The 17,772-nt window shown below is 72.2% G+C and carries 12 protein-coding genes; 3 read left to right on the top strand and 9 right to left on the bottom strand.

The window, feature by feature from the left end; translation table 11 throughout:
* From ABZT04_RS44775 to ABZT04_RS44755, 5 genes are all read right to left on the bottom strand, one after another.
* The coding region (locus ABZT04_RS44775; protein ID WP_356066161.1) for a beta-ketoacyl synthase N-terminal-like domain-containing protein at positions 1–4,291 on the bottom strand (4,291 nt) is incomplete at its 3' end.
* Between the two features lie 753 nt (positions 4,292–5,044).
* Entirely contained in the window at positions 5,045–5,236 is a 192-nt protein-coding gene (locus ABZT04_RS44770; protein ID WP_356066158.1) for a hypothetical protein, read from the bottom strand.
* Between the two features lie 77 nt (positions 5,237–5,313).
* Positions 5,314–6,276 carry an NAD(P)H-quinone oxidoreductase gene (locus ABZT04_RS44765; protein ID WP_356066156.1) on the bottom strand — a complete coding sequence of 321 codons (963 nt, stop codon included), beginning with the start codon at positions 6,274–6,276 and terminating at the stop codon, positions 5,314–5,316.
* A gap of 119 nt (positions 6,277–6,395) precedes the next feature.
* Positions 6,396–7,469: an arylcarboxylate reductase gene (locus ABZT04_RS44760; protein WP_356066154.1), complete on the bottom strand. Its 1,074-nt coding sequence runs from the start codon at positions 7,467–7,469 to the stop codon at positions 6,396–6,398.
* A 32-nt stretch (positions 7,470–7,501) separates the two neighbouring features.
* Positions 7,502–8,446, bottom strand: a complete 945-nt coding sequence (locus ABZT04_RS44755) for a hypothetical protein (protein WP_356066153.1) — start codon at positions 8,444–8,446, stop codon at positions 7,502–7,504.
* A 377-nt stretch (positions 8,447–8,823) separates the two neighbouring features.
* Between ABZT04_RS44755 and ABZT04_RS44750 the strand changes: the two genes are divergently transcribed.
* Genes ABZT04_RS44750 through ABZT04_RS44740 form a run of 3 tightly spaced genes read left to right on the top strand, consistent with a single transcriptional unit; the run spans position 8,824 to position 12,570 of the window.
* The gene (locus tag ABZT04_RS44750; protein ID WP_356066150.1) at positions 8,824–9,834 is read left to right on the top strand and encodes a beta-propeller fold lactonase family protein; all 1,011 of its coding nucleotides are present in this window, start codon (positions 8,824–8,826) and stop codon (positions 9,832–9,834) included.
* 27 nt (positions 9,835–9,861) lie between these two features.
* The gene (locus ABZT04_RS44745; protein WP_356066148.1) at positions 9,862–11,055 is read left to right on the top strand and encodes a cytochrome P450; all 1,194 of its coding nucleotides are present in this window, start codon (positions 9,862–9,864) and stop codon (positions 11,053–11,055) included.
* Positions 11,056–11,106: 51 nt separating this feature from the next.
* Positions 11,107–12,570: an NAD(P)/FAD-dependent oxidoreductase gene (locus ABZT04_RS44740; RefSeq protein ID WP_356066146.1), complete on the top strand. Its 1,464-nt coding sequence runs from the start codon at positions 11,107–11,109 to the stop codon at positions 12,568–12,570.
* A gap of 94 nt (positions 12,571–12,664) precedes the next feature.
* Here the strand turns inward: ABZT04_RS44740 and ABZT04_RS44735 are convergent, their stop codons facing one another.
* The 4 genes from ABZT04_RS44735 to ABZT04_RS44720 form a co-directional block, all read right to left on the bottom strand.
* Entirely contained in the window at positions 12,665–13,486 is an 822-nt protein-coding gene (locus ABZT04_RS44735; protein WP_356066144.1) for a mycofactocin-coupled SDR family oxidoreductase, read from the bottom strand.
* Between the two features lie 104 nt (positions 13,487–13,590).
* Positions 13,591–15,042, bottom strand: coding sequence for an aldehyde dehydrogenase (locus ABZT04_RS44730; protein WP_356066141.1), 1,452 nt, complete (start codon positions 15,040–15,042; stop codon positions 13,591–13,593).
* Between the two features lie 100 nt (positions 15,043–15,142).
* A complete protein-coding gene (locus tag ABZT04_RS44725; RefSeq protein WP_356066139.1) occupies positions 15,143–16,246 on the bottom strand; it encodes an NAD(P)-dependent alcohol dehydrogenase in 1,104 nt (367 codons plus the stop codon).
* Between the two features lie 18 nt (positions 16,247–16,264).
* Positions 16,265–17,772, bottom strand: a 1,508-nt coding sequence (locus ABZT04_RS44720; RefSeq protein WP_356066136.1) for a beta-ketoacyl reductase, incomplete at its 5' end; no start/stop codon positions are given.

Here is a 17,772-nt window from a genome sequence, read left to right as displayed (position 1 = left end):
ACCGCACCGACTCCGTCAGCAGCCGCACATCACCGGCACTCCAGTCCACATGCGAACTCGGCTCATCCACATGCAGCGTCCGCGGCAACACACCGTGCCGCAGGGCCTGGATCATCTTGATCACGCCGGCGACCCCGGCCGCGGCCTGGGTGTGGCCGATGTTCGACTTCAACGACCCCAACAGCAGCGGCCGTTCGGCGGGGCGGCCCTGACCGTACGTGGCGAGCAGCGCCTGTGCCTCGATCGGGTCACCCAACGTCGTCCCCGTACCGTGCGCCTCCACCACATCCACGTCAGACGGTGAGAGCGAAGCCGCAGCCAGCGCCTGCCGGATCACCCGCTGCTGCGACGGACCATTCGGCGCCGTAAGACCATTCGACGCACCGTCCTGATTCACCGCACTGGAGCGCACCACCGCCAACACCCGATGCCCATTCCGCTCAGCATCAGACAACCGCTCCACCACCAGCACACCCAAGCCCTCGCTGAAACCCGTACCATCCGCAGCCTCAGCAAACGCCTTACACCGACCATCAGCCGACAACCCACCCTGCTGCGAAAAACCAACAAACGTATGCGGCAACGCATTCACCGTCACACCCGCCACCAACGCCAGCGAACACTCCCCACCCCGCAACGCCTGACCGGCAAGGTGCAACGCCACCAAAGACGACGAACACGCCGTATCCACCGTCAACGCCGGCCCCACCAACCCCAACGCATACGCCACCCGCCCCGACAGCACACTCTGCGCACCACCCGTCAACAACTGCGCATCCGCATCGGCATCGGCCAACGCCGCCGAAACAACCTCCGAATAACCCGACTGATAACTGCCGACAAACACACCCGTCGACGAACCAGCCAACGACACCGGATCGATACCGGCATGCTCCAGCGCCTCCCACGACCCCTCCAGCAACAACCGCTGCTGCGGATCAGTCGCCAACGCCTCACGCGGCGACATCGCAAAGAACCCGGCATCGAAATCCAACGCGCCCTCGACAAAACCGCCCGCATGGGCCACTTCAGTCAACAGGCCCGTGTCCCAGCCACGATCAGCCGGAAACTCACCCATGCCATCGCGGCCCTGCACCAACAGATCCCACAACCCATCCGGGTCCGACACACCACCCGGGAACCGGCAGGACATACCCACGATGACCAGAGGGTCGTCATCGGTGGCCGGGACGGCGGACAGTGGGGCGGCGGTGTCGTCGGCGGCGCGGGTGCCGCCGAGTCGGTCGGCTAGGAAGGCCGCGAGCCGGGCGGGCGTGGGGTAGTCGAAGACCATGCTGCTCGGGATGGGCAGGCCGGTGGCGGTCTGGAGCCGGTTGCGCAGGTCGACGGCGGTCATCGAGTCGAAGCCGGCGGAGCGGAAGGGCACGGCGGGGTCGACGTCGGCGCCGCCGCGGTGGCCGAGCAGGGCGGCGGCGTGATCGCGGACGAGGCCGAGCAGGTAGGTGTCGCGTTCCTTGGCGGACAGCGGGGCGAGCGTGCGCAGAAGCGCGTCGTCCTGGTCCGCGGCGGCAGCGGGCGCGGGGGCGTCGGTCGGCGCGGCCGCCAGGAGCCGGGCGGGACCTTCGCCCAGGCCGACGACAGTGTGCTGCTCGCGCTGGAAGGCGTACGTGGGCAGCTTGACGCGGTGCGGCCGCAGTCCTTCGAAGAGGGCGGTCCAGGTGACGGGCACGCCGTGCACGTGGACCTGCGCGACCGAGGTCAGGAAGCGGTCCAGGCCGCCCTGGTCGCGGCGCAGGCTACCGGTGACGAGGGCGGCCTGGACCGCTTCACCGTCCGTGCGCTGCGCGTCGCCGAGGGAGTCCAGCGTGTCCTGGACCGGCACGGTGAGCACCGGGTGCGGGCTCACCTCCACCAGCACCGATATGCCGTCGGCGGCGAGCGCGCGGGTCGCGGTCTCGAACTGCACGGTCTGCCGCAGGTTGCGGTACCAGTAGTGCGCGTCGAGTTCCCCGGTGTCGACAGGGGCGCCGGTCACGGAGGAGTACATCGGCACGGTGCCCGCCTGGGGGCGTAGCGGCGCCAGGTCGGCGAGCAGGCGGCTCTCGATCTCCTCGACGGCCGCGGAGTGCGAGGCGTAGTCGACGGAGACCGGCCGGACCCGGATGTCGGTGTCGGCGCAGCGGGCGGCCAGTTCCTCGATGGCGGCGGACTCGCCGGAGACCACCACCGAGCCGGGGCCGTTGACGGTGGCGACGGACAGGCGGCCGTCCCAGGGGGCGATCAGCTCGGCGGCGTCGGGGGCGGGCAGGGAGACCACGGCCATGCCGCCGCGGCCGGTGAGCGTCTCGGCGATGGCCAGGCTGCGCAGGGCCACGACGCGGGCGCCGTCGGCGAGGGACAGGCCGCCGGCGACGCAGGCGGCGGCGATCTCGCCCTGGGAGTGCCCGACGACGGCGGCCGGTTCTACGCCCATCCAACGCCACAGCCGGGCGAGGGAGACCATGACGGCCCACAGGGCGGGCTGTACGACGTCGACGCGGGCGAGCAGTTCCTCATCGTCCAGGGCGTCGGTCAGCGACCAGTCGACGAACGGGCGCAGGGCCTGCGCGCACTCCTCGATGGCGGCGCGGAAGACCGGGGAGGCCGCCATCAGTTCGGTGGCCATGCCGGTCCACTGGGCGCCCTGGCCGGGGAAGACGAACGCCACCCGGTGCTCGGCCCGCGCGTGGCCCTGGACGAGGCCCGCGGCGGGTTCCCCCGCGGCCAGTGCGGCGAGTCCGGCGGCCAGTCGGTCCGGTCCGGCGCCGACGACGACGGCGCGGTGGTCGAAGGTGGAGCGGGCGGCGAGCAGCGACCAGGCGACGTCCGTGGGGTGGGGCGCGGGGTCGGCGGTCATCCGATGCCGGAGGCGTTCGGCCTGGCCGCGCAGCGCGGCCGCGGACTTGGCGGACAGTACGAGCGCCAGTTCGCCGGGCTCGGCCCCGGGCTCCTGCGCGGGTTCGGCAGCGGGCTCGGCTGCCCGTACCGGGGAGCTGAGCACCACGTGGCAGTTGGTGCCGCCCATCCCGAAGGAGGACACCCCGGCGTGCAGTGTGCCGGTGGGCTCGGGCCAGGGTCCGGGTTCGGCGGCGACCCGCAGGTTCCACTCGTCGGCGCGGATGGCGGGGTTGAGCCGCTGGAAGTTCAGGCTCGCCGGGATCTCGCGGTGCTTGAGCATCAGGGCGACCTTGAGCAGGCCGGTGATGCCCGCGGCGCCTTCCAGGTGGCCGACGTTGGTCTTCGCGGAGCCGACGAGCAGGGGGTGGCGCCGGTCGGGGCTGGTGCCGAGGCAGTGGCCGAGCGCTTCGGCCTCGACGGGGTCGCCGACCTTGGTGCCGGTGCCGTGCAGTTCGACGTACTGCACGGTGCCGGGGGCGATGCCGGCCCGGTCGTAGGCGCGGGTGAGGACGTCGCGCTGGCCGGTGACGGTGGGCACCAGGAGGCTGTCACCGGCACCGTCGTTGTTGACGGCGCTGCCGCGGATGACGCAATAGACGTCGTCGCCGTCGGCGAGGGCGTCGGCGAGGAGTTTGAGGACGACGAAGCCGCCGCCTTCGCCGCGGACGTAGCCGTTGGCGCGCTCGTCGAAGGTGAAGCACTGCCCGTCGGGGGACAGCGCGCCGAGCCGGGCCTCCAGGAGGGCGGACTGCTCGGTGAGGTTGAGGTTGACACCGCCGGCCAGGGCGAGCCGCGCCTCGCCGGTGCGCAGGCTCTCGCAGGCCATGTGGACGGCGACGAGCGAGGAGGACTGGCCGGTGTCCACGGTCATGCTCGGCCCGCGCAGCCCGGCGAAGTAGGACAGCCGGTTGGCGATGACGGCGCGGTGGGTGCCCGCCATGGTGTGGTGGCTGAGGGCGTCGGGGCTGCGCAGGGCGGTGAGGTGGGCGTGGTCGCTGGCCATGGCGCCGACGTAGACGCCGACGGGCTGGCCGCGCAGGGCTGCCGGGACGAGCCCGGCGTCCTCCAGTGCCTCCCAGCCGAGTTCGAGGGTGAGGCGCTGCTGGGGGTCCATCTCGGCGCTCTCGCGGGGGGAGACGCCGAAGAAGGCGGCGTCGAAGGCGTCGGGTGCGTCGATGAAGGCGCCGCGGCGGACGAGGGAGCGCAGGGCCTGGTCGTGGCCGTCGTTGCCGTCCTGGTCGGGCCAGCGGTCGGCGGGGACGTCGCCGACGGCGTTGCCGCCGGTGCGCAGCAGCCGCCAGAAGCCGGCGGGGTCGGGGGCCTGCGGGAGGCGGCAGGCCATTCCGATGACGGCGACATCCGCTCCGGAGAAGCCGGAGAATTCGTGGTCCATCGATTCGGCGTGGCCCTCAGCTGTCACTTCTCGCCCCTACCTCGGTCGTACCTGATCCCGGCGTCCGGCGCTGTGCCCGGCTTCTGGTGCTCCGCCGGAACGCTATGGCGGCGGGCGGGAGCGGCGTCCCCCTAAACGGCCCCTGGAGATCTTCGTTTCGACCCCTAACACAGCTAGGGGTGACCGCCGATGGCAGGGTGCGGTCACTCGCCGTCGCGGTGCGGGGGCGTGGGGGTTCGGTGCTTCGGCGGCGGCTGTCGCGGCTGGTCAACGGCGGTGTGGTGGTGGTGTGTCGGGGGTCGGGGTGGTGCGGGGTGGCGGGTGCGGCGGGGTGATCCGGTGATTCGCCGCCCAATTCCGTGTTATGCGCTGGGAGTTGTCGTTTCGGAAAGAGCGGAGAGGGCTGGCAGCCCGCTCGTACGGGGTCGCTGACAGAGGCGCGCAAACGGCTTGGCCCGGGGCCGCTGCGGCTGCTGTTCGACCGGGGCACCGGGGCGAGCGGGAGTCCGGCCACGCCCGGGGGGCGTTCTGGCGCGGCCTGCGGTTGGTCGGTGACCGGGTCGAGCAGGGCCTGGGCGCGGAATCTGCCGGGCAGTTCGTTGCTGGGGGTGGTGCCGAGGTTGCCGCCCGCCAAGTCGCCGGCGACCGCGAGGTGTTCGGTGTCGTCGCCGTGCAAGAGGAGCAGGATGGGGCTGTCGGGCCAGTACAGCCGGACCGGTACGCCGTCGGCGGTGGTGCGTTCGGTGCGGGCGATCACCGCCGGTTCGCCGCCGAGCTGGTCGTAATTGGCCGGGCGAGGGGCATCGGCAGGTCGTGCAGCTGCTTGCCGCCGCCGGCGGCGTCAAGGATGCCGAGGAACGGCATCGGGTACTCCGTTCCGGCATCGCCGACCGCCGACCGCCCCACCGCGGCGGCCGGTGCACCGCGGGCGGCCCGGCGCCGCACGCTCCCCCCACCCCCTCCCGCCGGCCGTACCCGGTCGGCGCACGCTCGCACGCATCACCGCACCGGCGTGCGTGCCGCTACGGCAGCAGGAGGATCTTGCCGATGTGGTCGCTCGCCTCCATCAGGCGGTGCGCCTCGGCCGCCTCGGCCAGCGGTAGGGCGGTGTGTACGACCGGTGCGACGGTGCCGGCCGCGATCAGCGGCCACACCTCGCGTTCGACGCCCGCGACGATGCGCGACTTGTCGGCCCTCGGGCGGGCGCGCAGCGAGGTCGCGGACAGCGAACCGCGCCGGTTGAGCAGCAGGGCGAGGTCCAGTTCGGCCCGGCGGCCGCCCTGCAGGCCGATGACGGTGATCCGGCCGTTGGGGGCAAGCGCCTCGACGTTGTCGGCGAGGTACTTCGCGCCGATGATGTCGAGGATGACGTCGGCGCCGACGCCCGCGGTGAACTCCTTGGTGGCCAGGACGAAGTCCTCGGCGGTGTAGTCGATCGCGAGGTCGGCGCCCAGCGCCCGCAGCCGGTCGTGCTTGGCGGCTCGGGCGGTCACCACCACCGAAGCGCCCAGGGCCTTGCCCAGTTGGATCGCGAACGTGCCGATGCCGCTGCCGCCGCCGTGGACGAGCAGGGTCTCGCCCTCGCGCAGGCCGTCCCGCTCGACCACGTTGGACCAGACGGTGCAGGCGACCTCGGGCAGGGCGGCGGCGTCCCGCAAGGAGACGCCCTGGGGCAGCGGCAGGGTGTGTGCGGCGGGCACCGCGACCTTCTCGGCGTATCCGCCGCCGGCGAGCAGGCAGGCCACCTCGTCGCCGATCCGGCGGCCCTTGACGCCGATGCCGAGGGCGCTGACCACGCCGGAGACCTCAAGACCCGGGTAGGGCGCGGCGCCGGGCGGTGGCGGGTACAGGCCCTGCCGCTGGGCGATGTCGGCGCGGTTGACACCGGCGGCGGCCACGTCGACGACCACTTCGCCCGGCCCGGGCTTGGGGTCCTCGACCTCGCGCAGCACCAGTTGCTTGTGCTCGATCACGATCGCATGCATGGGGTGTCGGGGGCCGCGGTGCCCCGCGGGGCCGCTGCCCGTCCCTCCTTCGGGTCCGTGGGTGCGGGTGCGGCCCGGACCGTCGCCGGTCGCGGGCCGCGAGGTGAGGGCGCGGCCGGTCAGTAGATGCCTTCCGGCGCGCTGCGGGTGACCTGGAGGGGCATGACGTTGGCGACGCCGTCGCAGGGGTAGGTGTCGCCGGTGTCGTACCGGACGGCCTGGTCGCGCTCCAGGAAGTTCGGCAGCAGCAGGTCGGGGTGCAGGATGTTCAGCATGACCTGGCCCTGCCGGCCGTACTCGACGGTGCGGGTCCAGTCCTCCTTGTCGACCACGAGCGCGGTGACGTTGGGGTAGTTCGGCAGGTAGGGCAGGACCTCGCCGTCGTCCGAGGCGGGGATGCCGGCCGAGGTGCCGAAGGTGTTGCCGTAGCTGCGGCCGACGATGGCGCCGCTGCCGCCGTTCAGGGTCGACTGGAACGCGCGGTACATGGCCGGGGTGCAGTGGGTGCCGCTGACGCGTACGCCCTTGAGCTGCGCGGCGAGTTCGGGGGCGCGCCGGATGAGGGCGTTGAGCAGCGCGGAGGTGGTGTTGAGGTAGTCGATCGGCTGGCTGCCGAGGATGTTGGTGATCTGGCCGATGACGTGGTCGGTGTACTCGTCGGCCTCGGCGAGCTTGCCGGCGCGGATGAGCCGCTTCACCCAGCGCGGGTCGATGTCCACGATGTACATCCGGCCGCCGTAGGTGGACAGTTCCTGCACGCCGAGGCCGATCACGTGCGGGCCGGTGGGGGTCCCCTGGACCCAGTTGCCCTCGGGGCTGAACCCTTCGGTGTGGAAGGACCAGTGGCGCCATGCCTGGCGGTGTTCGAGCATGGCGGGGGTGTAGAGGATGCGCTTGGGGTCGCCGGTGGTGCCGCCGGAGTCGAAGACACGGCCGGCGATGGGGCGGGGCACCGCCTGGGGGACCAGGTCGGCGGGGTCGAGTCTGCGCAGCACGGACAGCGGGAACGGTCCGAGCGCGCCGAGTTCGTCGTAGCGGGTGATCTCGCGCGGGTCGAAGTCCAGCTCCGCCGCGCGCTTGAGCCAGTAGGGGCTACCGGTTTCGGGGTCGAAGTGCCGCCGCACCACCTGCCGGGTCCACTCGTCGAGGTCCGTCTGCAGGAAACGGTCGACCAGTGCCAGTGATTCCTTCATTCCTGGCGCGCCTTTCTGAGGGGTGAACAGCGTCAGATCCGCATTTCGTACAGGGCGGTCATGGCGTCGGTGAGTTGTTCGTCGTTCTCGATCTGCACGACCGGGCAGGGCAGCGCGTCGAGGTAGATGTCGAGCTTCGCCGGGCCGAGCAGGAACGCGATCTCCGGCTCGTTGTCGACGACATTGCGGAACATGTCCGGGTGGCTCACCTTGTCGACCTGGTTGCCGAGGTACCAACTCCGCACGTCCGCGGCCGTGGTGAGCATTCCGCGTTCCTTGCAGGAGCACAGCGGAATCTCCGGGTCGTGGAAATTCATCTTCGACCAGACCGGTTCGAGGTACTCGTTCTGGTCCGCGCACAGCGGGACGTGCACGGCGACGTCGATGTCCTTGATCATGTGCATCGCGCCCTCGGGGAGCTTCGCCATGAGTTCGTGCAGGGCGTCGACGTAGCCGGAGACCATGAAGCCGCGCACGGTGTTGTTGCGGCGCAGGCCCAACTCGCCGCCGACCCAAGTGCCTTCGACGAGCTGCCCGAGGTAGTCCGCGTCATCGGCGTCCGCGGGCACCAGCAGCCCGGCGCAGCCCTGGGCGGGCCCGGTGGGCGGGGGCACCTCGGTCTTGCGCCGCAGGAAGGTGAACAGGTCCCGGCGCTCCACGGCGCCGGCCAGGCACGCGCCGACCAGCGAGCCCAGGCTCATGCCGGCGATGACGTCCGGGCGCACGCCGCGCTCGGCGAGCAGGTCGGCGACACCGAGGATGATGGAGGTCTGCCTGATCAGGCCGACCTCGTGGTACTCCTCCAGGCGGTCCAGTTCCCAGCGCAGCATCCGGTCGACGGTCAGGCCACTCCACTCGGCGGCCTGCGCGTAGATCTCGCGGACCTGTGGGTAGCGCTCGTAGAGGTCCGTGCCGGCGCCTGGCAGATCGCTCAGACCCCCATCGATCAGGTACGCGATCTTCACGTTGCTCCCCATCCCATGCGACGCCTTCTCGGGGCACGAACGTACTGAAGGACCCGGCGCGGACACTCCCCTAGCAATCCCCTAAGCGATCGGGCGGTGTACGGGCAAGGCCCCTAATCGGCCGACCGGCCCCCTAATGAGGCCCCTAATGTCGAAGGCCCCGCCTTTTATCGGGAGGGCGCCGCTACGATCCTTCGAGCATCGGTACCGGATTCGACGCCGCGAAAACCACCGGTCGGCGCCGCCGGTAAGTGCGCGACAGCACGTTACCCGCCGGCTTTTCCGCATACGCGAATCCGGCGAATCAGCGAGATATTCCCGGCGTTCCCCGCCCTGGCACCCGTGCGCGGGGCGGGACCGTCGGCAGCCGCCGTGAGGAGAGCGCGTCCGTGACCGACACCGAACAGATCGACCTGCCGCACGTGGAGGTCACCATCCCGGTGGGCGAGGGGCCCTCCGCGGTCGCCCTCACCCCGGACGGCAGCCGGGCGTACGTGACGAACTACGGCCGGTGGGCGACCCACTCCCCCGGTGACACGGTGTCGGTCATCGACACCGCCACCCACGAGGTCGTCGCGACCGTCCAGGTCGGGGTGGGCCCGACCGCGTTGGAGGTCGTCCCCGACGGCTCCCGCGTCTACGTCGTCAACTACGGCTCCGGCAAGGAGCCCGGCCACACCGTCTCGGTCATCGACACCGCCGGCCACGAGGTGGTCGCCACGATCGAGGTCGGCAACTCCCCCGACGGCGTCGCGGTCACCCCCGACGGGCGGTACGTCTACATCTCCGAACTGGGCATCGAGACCGACCCGGGCAGCACCATGTCGGTCATCGACACCGCCACCCTCCAGGTCGTCGGCTCCGTGGACGTGGGCGCCGCGCCCGGCGCGGTGGCCATCCACGACAACGGCGTGCACGCCTACGTCGTCAACTACGGCCGGCCCACCGACACCGAGGGCACCGTGTCGGTGATCGACCTCACGACGAACACCGTCGCCACCACCGTCACCGTGGGCCGTTCCCCGGGCGCCGTCGCCATCAGCCCGGACGGCACACGCGTCTACGTCGCCGACCACGGCCCGTTCGGCGACCCCGGGAACACCGTGTCGGTCATCGACACCGCCACCCACGCCGTGGTGTCCGTCATCACCGTCGGCGACGGACCCGGCGGAGTGGCACTGTCCCCCGACGGCTCGCGCGCCTACGTCGTCAACATGGGCGGCAACAAGACGCCCGGCCGGACCATGTCCGTGATCGACACCGCCACGCAGACCGTCATGCGCACCGTCCCCGTCGAGCGCACCCCCGCCGGCATCGCCGTCTCCGCCGACGGCCGCCGCGCCTACCTCGCGAACTACGGCGCCAACCTCGTGTCCGTCATCGACCTCGCACGGCTGTGACCCGCATTCCCCGCTGAGGAGCACGCATTGAACACCATCTGTCCGGAGCCGCTGTCCTACCCGTTCGGGCCCGATGAGGGCCTCGCGCTCAGCGAGTCGTACAGCAAGGCGCGGGACACCGAGGGCCTGATCCGCGTCAGCCTCCCCTACGGTGAGCCGGCCTGGCTGGCCACCCGCTACGCCGACGCCCGGCTGGTGCTGGGCGACGGGCGCTTCAGCCGCGCGATGGCCGAGGAACACGACCCGCCGCGGGCGCGGAAGTTCAACGCCCAGCCGAAGTCCATGTTCAACATGGACGCGCCCGACCACACCCGGCTGCGCCGCCTGATCAGCACGGCGTTCACCATCCGCCGGGTGGAGGAACTGCGGCCGAAGGTCCACGACCTGGCGCACCGGCTCATCGACGAGATGGAGGGCAACGGCGCGCCCGCCGACCTTGTCGCGGACTACGCGCTGCCGATCCCGACGACCGTCATCTGCGAACTGCTCGGCGTGCCCTTCGAGGACCGGGACCGGTTCGGCAACTGGACCGACGCGATCCTGTCCACCAGCTCCCTCAACGCCGAGGAGGGCCGCGCCAAGCGGATCGAGCTGGTCGAGTACATCCGCGGCATCATCGAGGCGCGCCGCGCCGAACCGGCCGACGACCTCATCTCGGGCTTGATCGAGGCCCGCGACGTGCAGGACAAGCTGACCGAGCAGGAGCTGCTCGACCACTGCATCGGCCTGCTCATCGCCGGGCACGAGACCACCGCCTCCCAGATCCCCAGCTTCGTCTACGCCCTGCTGGACCAGCCGCAGCACTGGCAACGGCTGCTGAACGACGAGGAGTTGATCCCGTCGGCGGTCGAGGAGCTGTTCCGCTTCGTGCCGCTGGGCAGCGGTTCGGCCGCCCCGCGCTACGCCCTGGAGGACATCGAGGTCGGCGGCACCCTGGTGCGCGCCGGCGAACCGGTCCTGGTGGCCCTGGGCGCCGCCAACCGCGACGGCCTGCGCTTCGAGGACCCCGAGGAGATCAAGCTCGACCGGCCCGCCAACCACCACATCGGGTTCGGCCACGGCATCCACCACTGCCTGGGCGCGCCGCTGGCCCGGCTGGAGTTGCAGGAGGCGCTGCGGGTCCTGCTCCAGCGGCTGCCGACCCTGCGGGTGGCCGGCGACATCGCGTGGAAGAGCGAGATGATGGTCCGCGGTCCACGCTCCATGCCGGTCGCGTGGTGACGCCCGGGACGGCGGCGGAGGCGGCTGCGACCGCTGTAAAGGGGCGCCGCCATGGCTGAGCATGTCGATGTCCTGATCGTCGGCGCCGGGTTGGCCGGGATCGGTGCGGCGGGACACCTGCGCCGCACTGTCCCCGGCCGCACCCTGGCGATCCTGGAGGCGCGGGACGCCGTCGGCGGCACCTGGGACCTGTTCCGCTACCCGGGTGTGCGTTCCGACTCGGACATGCACACCCTCGGCTACCGGGAACGGCCCTGGAAGGACCCCAGGGCGATCGCCGACGGCGCGAGCATCCTGTCCTACATCCAGGACACCGCCCGGGAGTACGGCCTGTTGGACGCCATCCGGTTCCGGCACCGCGTGACCGCCGCCGACTGGGACGAGTCGGCGGCCCGCTGGACCGTCACGGTCTCGCGTGGGTCGCCCGAGGACGCCGAAGTGGCCACGCTGACCTGCTCGTTCCTGTACCTGTGCACGGGCTACTACCGCTACGACGAGGGCTACCGCCCGCAGTTCAAGGACGCCAACCGGTTCGCGGGCACCGTGGTGCATCCGCAGCACTGGCCGGCGGACCTGGACTGCGCCGGCAAGCGCGTCGCCGTCATCGGCAGCGGCGCCACCGCGGTCACCCTGGTGCCTGCCTTGGCCGAGCGGGCCGCGCACGTGACGATGGTGCAGCGCTCCCCCGCGTACGTCATGTCGCTGCCCTCCCGGGACGGCCTGGCGGACCTGCTGCGCCGGGTGCTGCCCGAGAAGGCCGCGCTCGGCGCGATCCGCTGGAAGAACGCGACGCTCGCGATGGCCTTCTATCGGCTCAGCCGGAAGAACCCGGAGCGGGTCAAGGCGATGCTCCGCAAGGGCGCCGCCAAGCAGCTCCCGGACGGCTACGCCATCGACCCCCACTTCACCCCGCGCTACCAGCCGTGGGACCAGCGGGTGTGCTACCTGCCCGACGGGGACCTGTTCGCGGCGATCAGCTCCGGACAGGCGTCCGTGATCACCGGAGCCGTGGAGTCCTTCACGCCCGAGGGGCTGCGGCTGGAGTCCGGCGAGGAGGTGCCCGCGGACGTGGTCGTCACGGCGACCGGGCTGAACCTGCTGCCGCTGGGCGGTATCCGGATGAGCGTGGCCGGCACCGCCGTCGACCCCGGCGCGACGGTCGCGTACAAGGGCCTGATGCTCGCCGGGGTGCCGAACTTCGCCTGGACGCTGGGCTACACGAACAGCTCCTGGACGCTCAAGGTCGACCTCGTGGCGCAGTACGTGTCCCGGCTGCTGGCGCACATGGCCGAGCACGGGCACGCGGTGGTCCGGCCGCTCGCGCCGCCGCCCGAGGACCCGGTGCTGCCGATCCTGGACCTCAGCTCCGGGTACGTGCAGCGCGGCGCGGACAGCATGCCGAAGCGCGGCACGCGCGCGCCGTGGACGGTGGAGCAGAACTACCGCAAGGACGTCAAACTGCTGCGGCGCGGTCCGCTCGACGACGGGGTGGAGTTCGCCCGGGCGCCCTCCTGACCCAGCCGTGGAAGGCAGAAAGCAGAAAGCGGTGAACCGCCCCCGAGCCTCACCAGGCTCGGGGGCGGTTCGCCGTGCGGGGCGCTCGGCAGCCTTACGGGGTGGTGAAGCCCGCGTCGATCGGTAGCGCGACACCGGTGACGTACCGGGCCTCGTCGGAGACCAGCCAGGCCACCGCGCCGGTGACATCGCTGACGTCCAGCATCGTGACGTCGAGGATGTGGCCCACCTCGGCGCCGGACGTCGGGGGCTTGGTGTGCACCTGCTTCACCGCGTCGTTGATGAGCAGCGGGGTGCGCACACCGGTGGTGTGGATGGAGTTGACCCGGATGTCGTGCGGGCCCAGCCACCGCGTCCACGCCCGCGACAGACCCAGCAGCGCGTGCTTGGCGGCGACGTAGCCCTCGGCGCCGCCGGTCGGGCTGCCGATCTTGCCGCTCAGGCCCATCACCGAGCTGATCACGACGACGGCGCCGCCCCGGCCGCCCTCGATGATCTTCGGCGCCGCGGCGTGCACGGTGTTCCACGCGCCGATGGTGTTGATCTCCAACTGGTCGCGGAAGGCCTGCTCCTGGCTGGTCGCCGGGTGCGCCATGCCCACGCCCGCGTTGGCGACGAGGATGTCCAGCCGGCCCAGCTCCGACACACCGCGCTCGACGGCCTCGCGCAGCGCGGGCGCGTCGCGCGTGTCGGCCTGCGCCGTCACCACGCGGCGGCCCAGCTTCTCCGCCTCGCTGGCGGTCTCGGCGAGTTCGTCCTCGGTGCCCAGCGCGTAGGCGAGGGTGTCGATGTTCTGGCAGATGTCCACCAGGATCAGGTCGGCGCCCTCCTCGGCGAGCCGCAGGGCGTGGCCGCGGCCCTGGCCGCGCGCCGCACCGGTGATCAAGGCGACCTTGCCGTCGAGTCGTCCGCTCATGTGTGGTCCACTCCGTCTCTCATTGCGTGTCACTACCTGCGTGTTCGTCACTGGGCGGGGGCTGCCCGGTGCCGCGGGAAAGGGATACCGGGCGCCGCCCGGGGTCAGACCTGCTGGTCGACGTAGATCGACTTCAGGGCCTGGTACTGGGCGAGTCCCTCGGGGCCGAGTTCGTAGCCGAGCCCGCTGGCCTTACGGCCGCCGAAGGGGGCGACCGGGTCGTTGGCGTAGCCGTTGACGCCGACCGAGCCGGCCTGCATCCGGCGGGCGAAGGCCAGGCCGCGGTCCGAGTCGGTGGTCCACACCGAGCCGCCCAGGCCGTAGTCGCTGTCGTTGGCGATCGCCAGGGCCTGTTCCTCGTCGGTGTAGGGGATGACCGACAGCACCGGCCCGAAGATCTCCTCCTGCGCGATCGCGGACCGGTTGTCGACGTCGGCGAAGACCGTCGCCTCCACGTACCAGCCGCGGTCGGCCCCGGCGGGGCGGCCGCCGCCGGTGGTCAGCCGGGCGCCGTCGCTGACGCCCTTGGCGATGTAGGACTCCACCCGGTCCCGCTGCCGTTCGGAGACCAGCGGGCCCAGCTGGGTCGCCGGGTCGAGCGGGTCGCCGACCTTCAGCGAGCGCGCCATGCCGGTGACGGCGTCCACGAGTTCGGCGTAGCGTGAGCGGGGCGCGAGCACCCTGGTGCCCAGCCAGCACACCTGCCCGTTGTTGAGCAGCGTGGCCCGGAAGAACCGGTCCATCACCGCGCCGAGGTCGGCGTCGTCCAGGACGACCGCGGCGGACTTGCCGCCCAGCTCCAGCGACACCGGCCGCAGCAGCCGCCCGCAGGTCTCCGCGATGCTCCGGCCGACGGCGGTGGAGCCGGTGAAGGACACCTTGTCCACGCCGGGGTGACCGACCAGGTAGCGGCCGGTCTCCGCACCGCCGGGCACGATGTTCAGCAGCCCGGCGGGCAGTCCGGCCGCCTCGGCGGCCGCACCGACCTGGTAGGCGTCCAGGACCGTCTCCGGGGACGGCTTGAGCACCACGGCGCAGCCGGCAGCCAGGGCCGGGGCGACCTTCATGAAGGTGATGCCCTGCGGCACGTTCCATGGCACGATCGCGGCGACCACGCCCACCGGCTCGGGCACCACGACCGTGTGCCCGCCGAACAGGCCCGGGCGGCGGTCGTCGGCGGTCTTCGCGGCGCCCACGGCGGCGTAGTAGCGCAGCAGCGCGGCCGGGCCGACGCCCTCCAGCACGCTCGCCAGGCTGATCGGCATGCCGTTCTGCAGGCTCACCAGCCGGGCGGTCTCCGGGCCGCGCTCGGTGAGGGCCGCGGCGAAACGGTCCAGCGTCTCCGCGCGGTCCTGCGCGCTCCAGGTCCGCCAGCCGGAAGGGTCGTCGAAGGCGGTGCGGGCCGCGGCGACGGCCGCGTCCACGTCGGCCGGGTGCGCCTCCGGCACGCTGCCGGCCACCTCTCCGGTGCCCGCGGCGCGCACCTCGATGCGGTGCGCGGTGGCGGGCGCGACCCGGGCGCCGCCGATGTAGAAGTCGTTGTGGTCGATGGGCATGCGGCCTCGCCTGTCCTTGCCTGTGCTCGTAAGGGAGTCGCCGTCGCGAAGTCGCCGGCGGGCGTACCCGGCGCGCGGCGCCGCAGGGGCGCCGGACCGGTCATCGGTGCGTGAGCACCGCCTTGATCACGTCTCCGCGCACCTGCGCCGCGACGGCCTCGTTGATGTCGGCGAACGGCATCGTGCTGACGAGCCGGTCGATCGGGAACCGGCCCTCGAGGTACTGCCGGAGCAGCCAGGGCACGAACGTCTGCGGGTCGCTGTCGCCCTCCACGACTCCCACGACCGTCAGCCCCAGGATCTGGCTCAGCCCCAGGCTCAGCGGGAACACCGCGGTCGGCTCGGACGGGATGCCGAGCAGCGCGATGCTGCCCCGCTTCGCCATGGCCCGCACGACCTCGGTGAGCACCGCCGGCTTGGCGGTGGTGTCCACCGCGTAGCGCACGCCCTGCGGCACGACGCCGCGGATCTGCTCGGCGAGCTTCCCGTCGCCCGGGTCCAGCACGTGCGTCGCGCCGAGGTCCTTGGCGACCAGCCGCCGCGACTCCACCGGCTCCACCACGATGACGGTCTCCGCCCCGGCGAGCACCGCGCCCATCACGGCACTCAGGCCGACCGAGCCGCCGCCGAGCACCAGCACCGAGCTGCCCGCCTCGACCCGCAGCGACTTCAGCACCGCCCCGGCGCCGGTCTGCACACCGCAGCCCAGCGGCGCGGCCAGCTCCAGCGGCACCTGCTCGGGGATCTTCACCACCGACCGGGCGTGCGCCACGGTGTGCGAGGCGAAGCTCGACTGGCCGAAGAAGTTGGAGCCGAGCCCCTTGCCGTCCAGCGTGAGCGGCCGACTGCCGTCGACGCGGGCACCCAGGAGGTTGCGGGCCACGAACGTGTCGCAGTACGAGGGCACCCCGGACCGACAGTTGCCGCAGGCGCCGCAGCTGCTGAACGACAGCGCCACGTGGTCACCCTCGGCCAGCCCGGTGACGCCCGGCCCGACAGCACGGACGACACCGCTGCCCTCGTGGCCCAGCACGCCCGGCAGCGGGAAGGGCGTGAAGCCGTGCTGGACGGCCACGTCGGTGTGGCACAGGCCGGTGGCGTGCAGTTCGACCAGCACCTCGTCCGGGCCGGGCGCGGCCAGTTCGACCTGCTTGAGGACGAACGGGCCGCCGGCCTCGTCGAGTACTGCTGCGGTGATGTCCATGTCTGTCCTACAGCTCCTTCACGCGGTTCCGAGCGCGATGCGGACGAGGTCGTCGGCGTCGGCGGTCAACAGGTCGGGCCCGTCGGGCTCTTCGTCCCCGGCGCCCTGGCCGTCCGGGGCGTCCGGGGCGTCCTGTTCGGCCAGGGCCAGTACGGCGTCGAGCAGTCCGGCGGCCCGCAGCCGGGCCAGCGGCACAGCGGCCACCTTGCGGCGCAGCTCCTCCTCGGCGCCCTCGCCCCCGGCGTCGCCGCCGGTCAACTCCTCGAGCAGCAGGGCGAGTTTGAACGGGTTGGGGTAGTCGAAGACGAGCGTGGCGGGCAGGCTCAGCCCGGTCATCGCCTGGAGCCGGTCGCGCAGCTCGACCGCGGTCAGCGAGTCGAACCCGGCGTCGCGGAAGGCGGTTTCGGGGTCGAGTTCGTCGCCGCTGCCGTGTCCCAGCACGGCGGCGGCGTGGTCGCGGACCAGGGTGACGAGGAACTCGCGCCGCTCCGGCGCGGGCACCGCCGCCAAGCGGCCGGTGAACGCGGCGGCGTCGGCCTCGGGTTGGTCCGCCTCCGTGTCCGCCTGGTCCTGGAGCAGGGCCAGCAGCCGACTCGGCCGGGCCAGCGAGAAGGCGGGCGCGAACCGCGACCAGTCCATGTCGGAGACGGTGACGGTGGTCGCGTCGTCCTCCAGGACGCGCTGCATGGCGGCGATGGCCGGGCCCGGCTGCATCGGCAGCACACCCAGCCGGACCAGGTAGTCATGCTCCTCGGTGTTGGCCGCGGCCATGCCCGCCTCGGCCCAGGTGCCCCAGGCGATGGACGTGGCGGTACGGCCGCGGGCCCGCCGGTACTCGGCGAGGCTGTCCAGGCAGGCGTTGCCCGCCGCGTAACCGCCCTGCCCCGTTCCGCCCCATGAGGCGGCACCGGAGGAGAACAGCACGAACGCGTCCAGGTCCATGCCGCCGGTCAACTCGTCGAGCAGCAAGGCGCCTTCGGCCTTCGCGCAGAGGCTGTCGTGCAGGGTCCGCACCGGCATCGCCTCGACGGGCGTCGGTTCGTGCAGGACCCCGGCGGTGTGGAAGACCGACCGCAGCGGCAGGTCGCCGGGCAGGCCGGCGAGGAGGTCGGCCATGGTGGCGCGGTCGGCGACGTCACCCGCGAGGACGCTCACCCGCGCACCCGCGGCCTCCAACTCGGCCCGCAACTCCCCCGCACCCGGAGCCTCCGGGCCGCGCCGGGACACCAACACCAGGTGCTGCGCGCCGCGTTCGACCAGCCACCGCGCCACGTATCCACCCAACCCGCCGGTGCCGCCGGTGACCAGGGCCGTGCCGCTCGTCGTCCAGGGTTCGGCCGGGCCGCGGCCCGGCGCGCGCACCAGGCGGCGGGCGAGCACGCCCGAGGCGCGTACGGCGAGTTGGTCCTCCCCGTGGCCGCCGGACAGCACACCGGACAGCCGGTCGAGGAGCATGCCGCCCTGCTCGTAGCGCTCGTCCTGGCGCAGGCTGAGATGGCAGCTCAGCACACCGAGCCGGACGCCCC

Origin of the sequence: Streptomyces sp. NPDC005492 (assembly GCF_040605995.1) — a bacterium.
GTDB lineage: Bacteria > Actinomycetota > Actinomycetes > Streptomycetales > Streptomycetaceae > Streptomyces.
The sequence above is the reverse complement of the archived record's forward strand: the minus strand, read 5'-3'. Positions and strand labels throughout refer to the sequence as shown.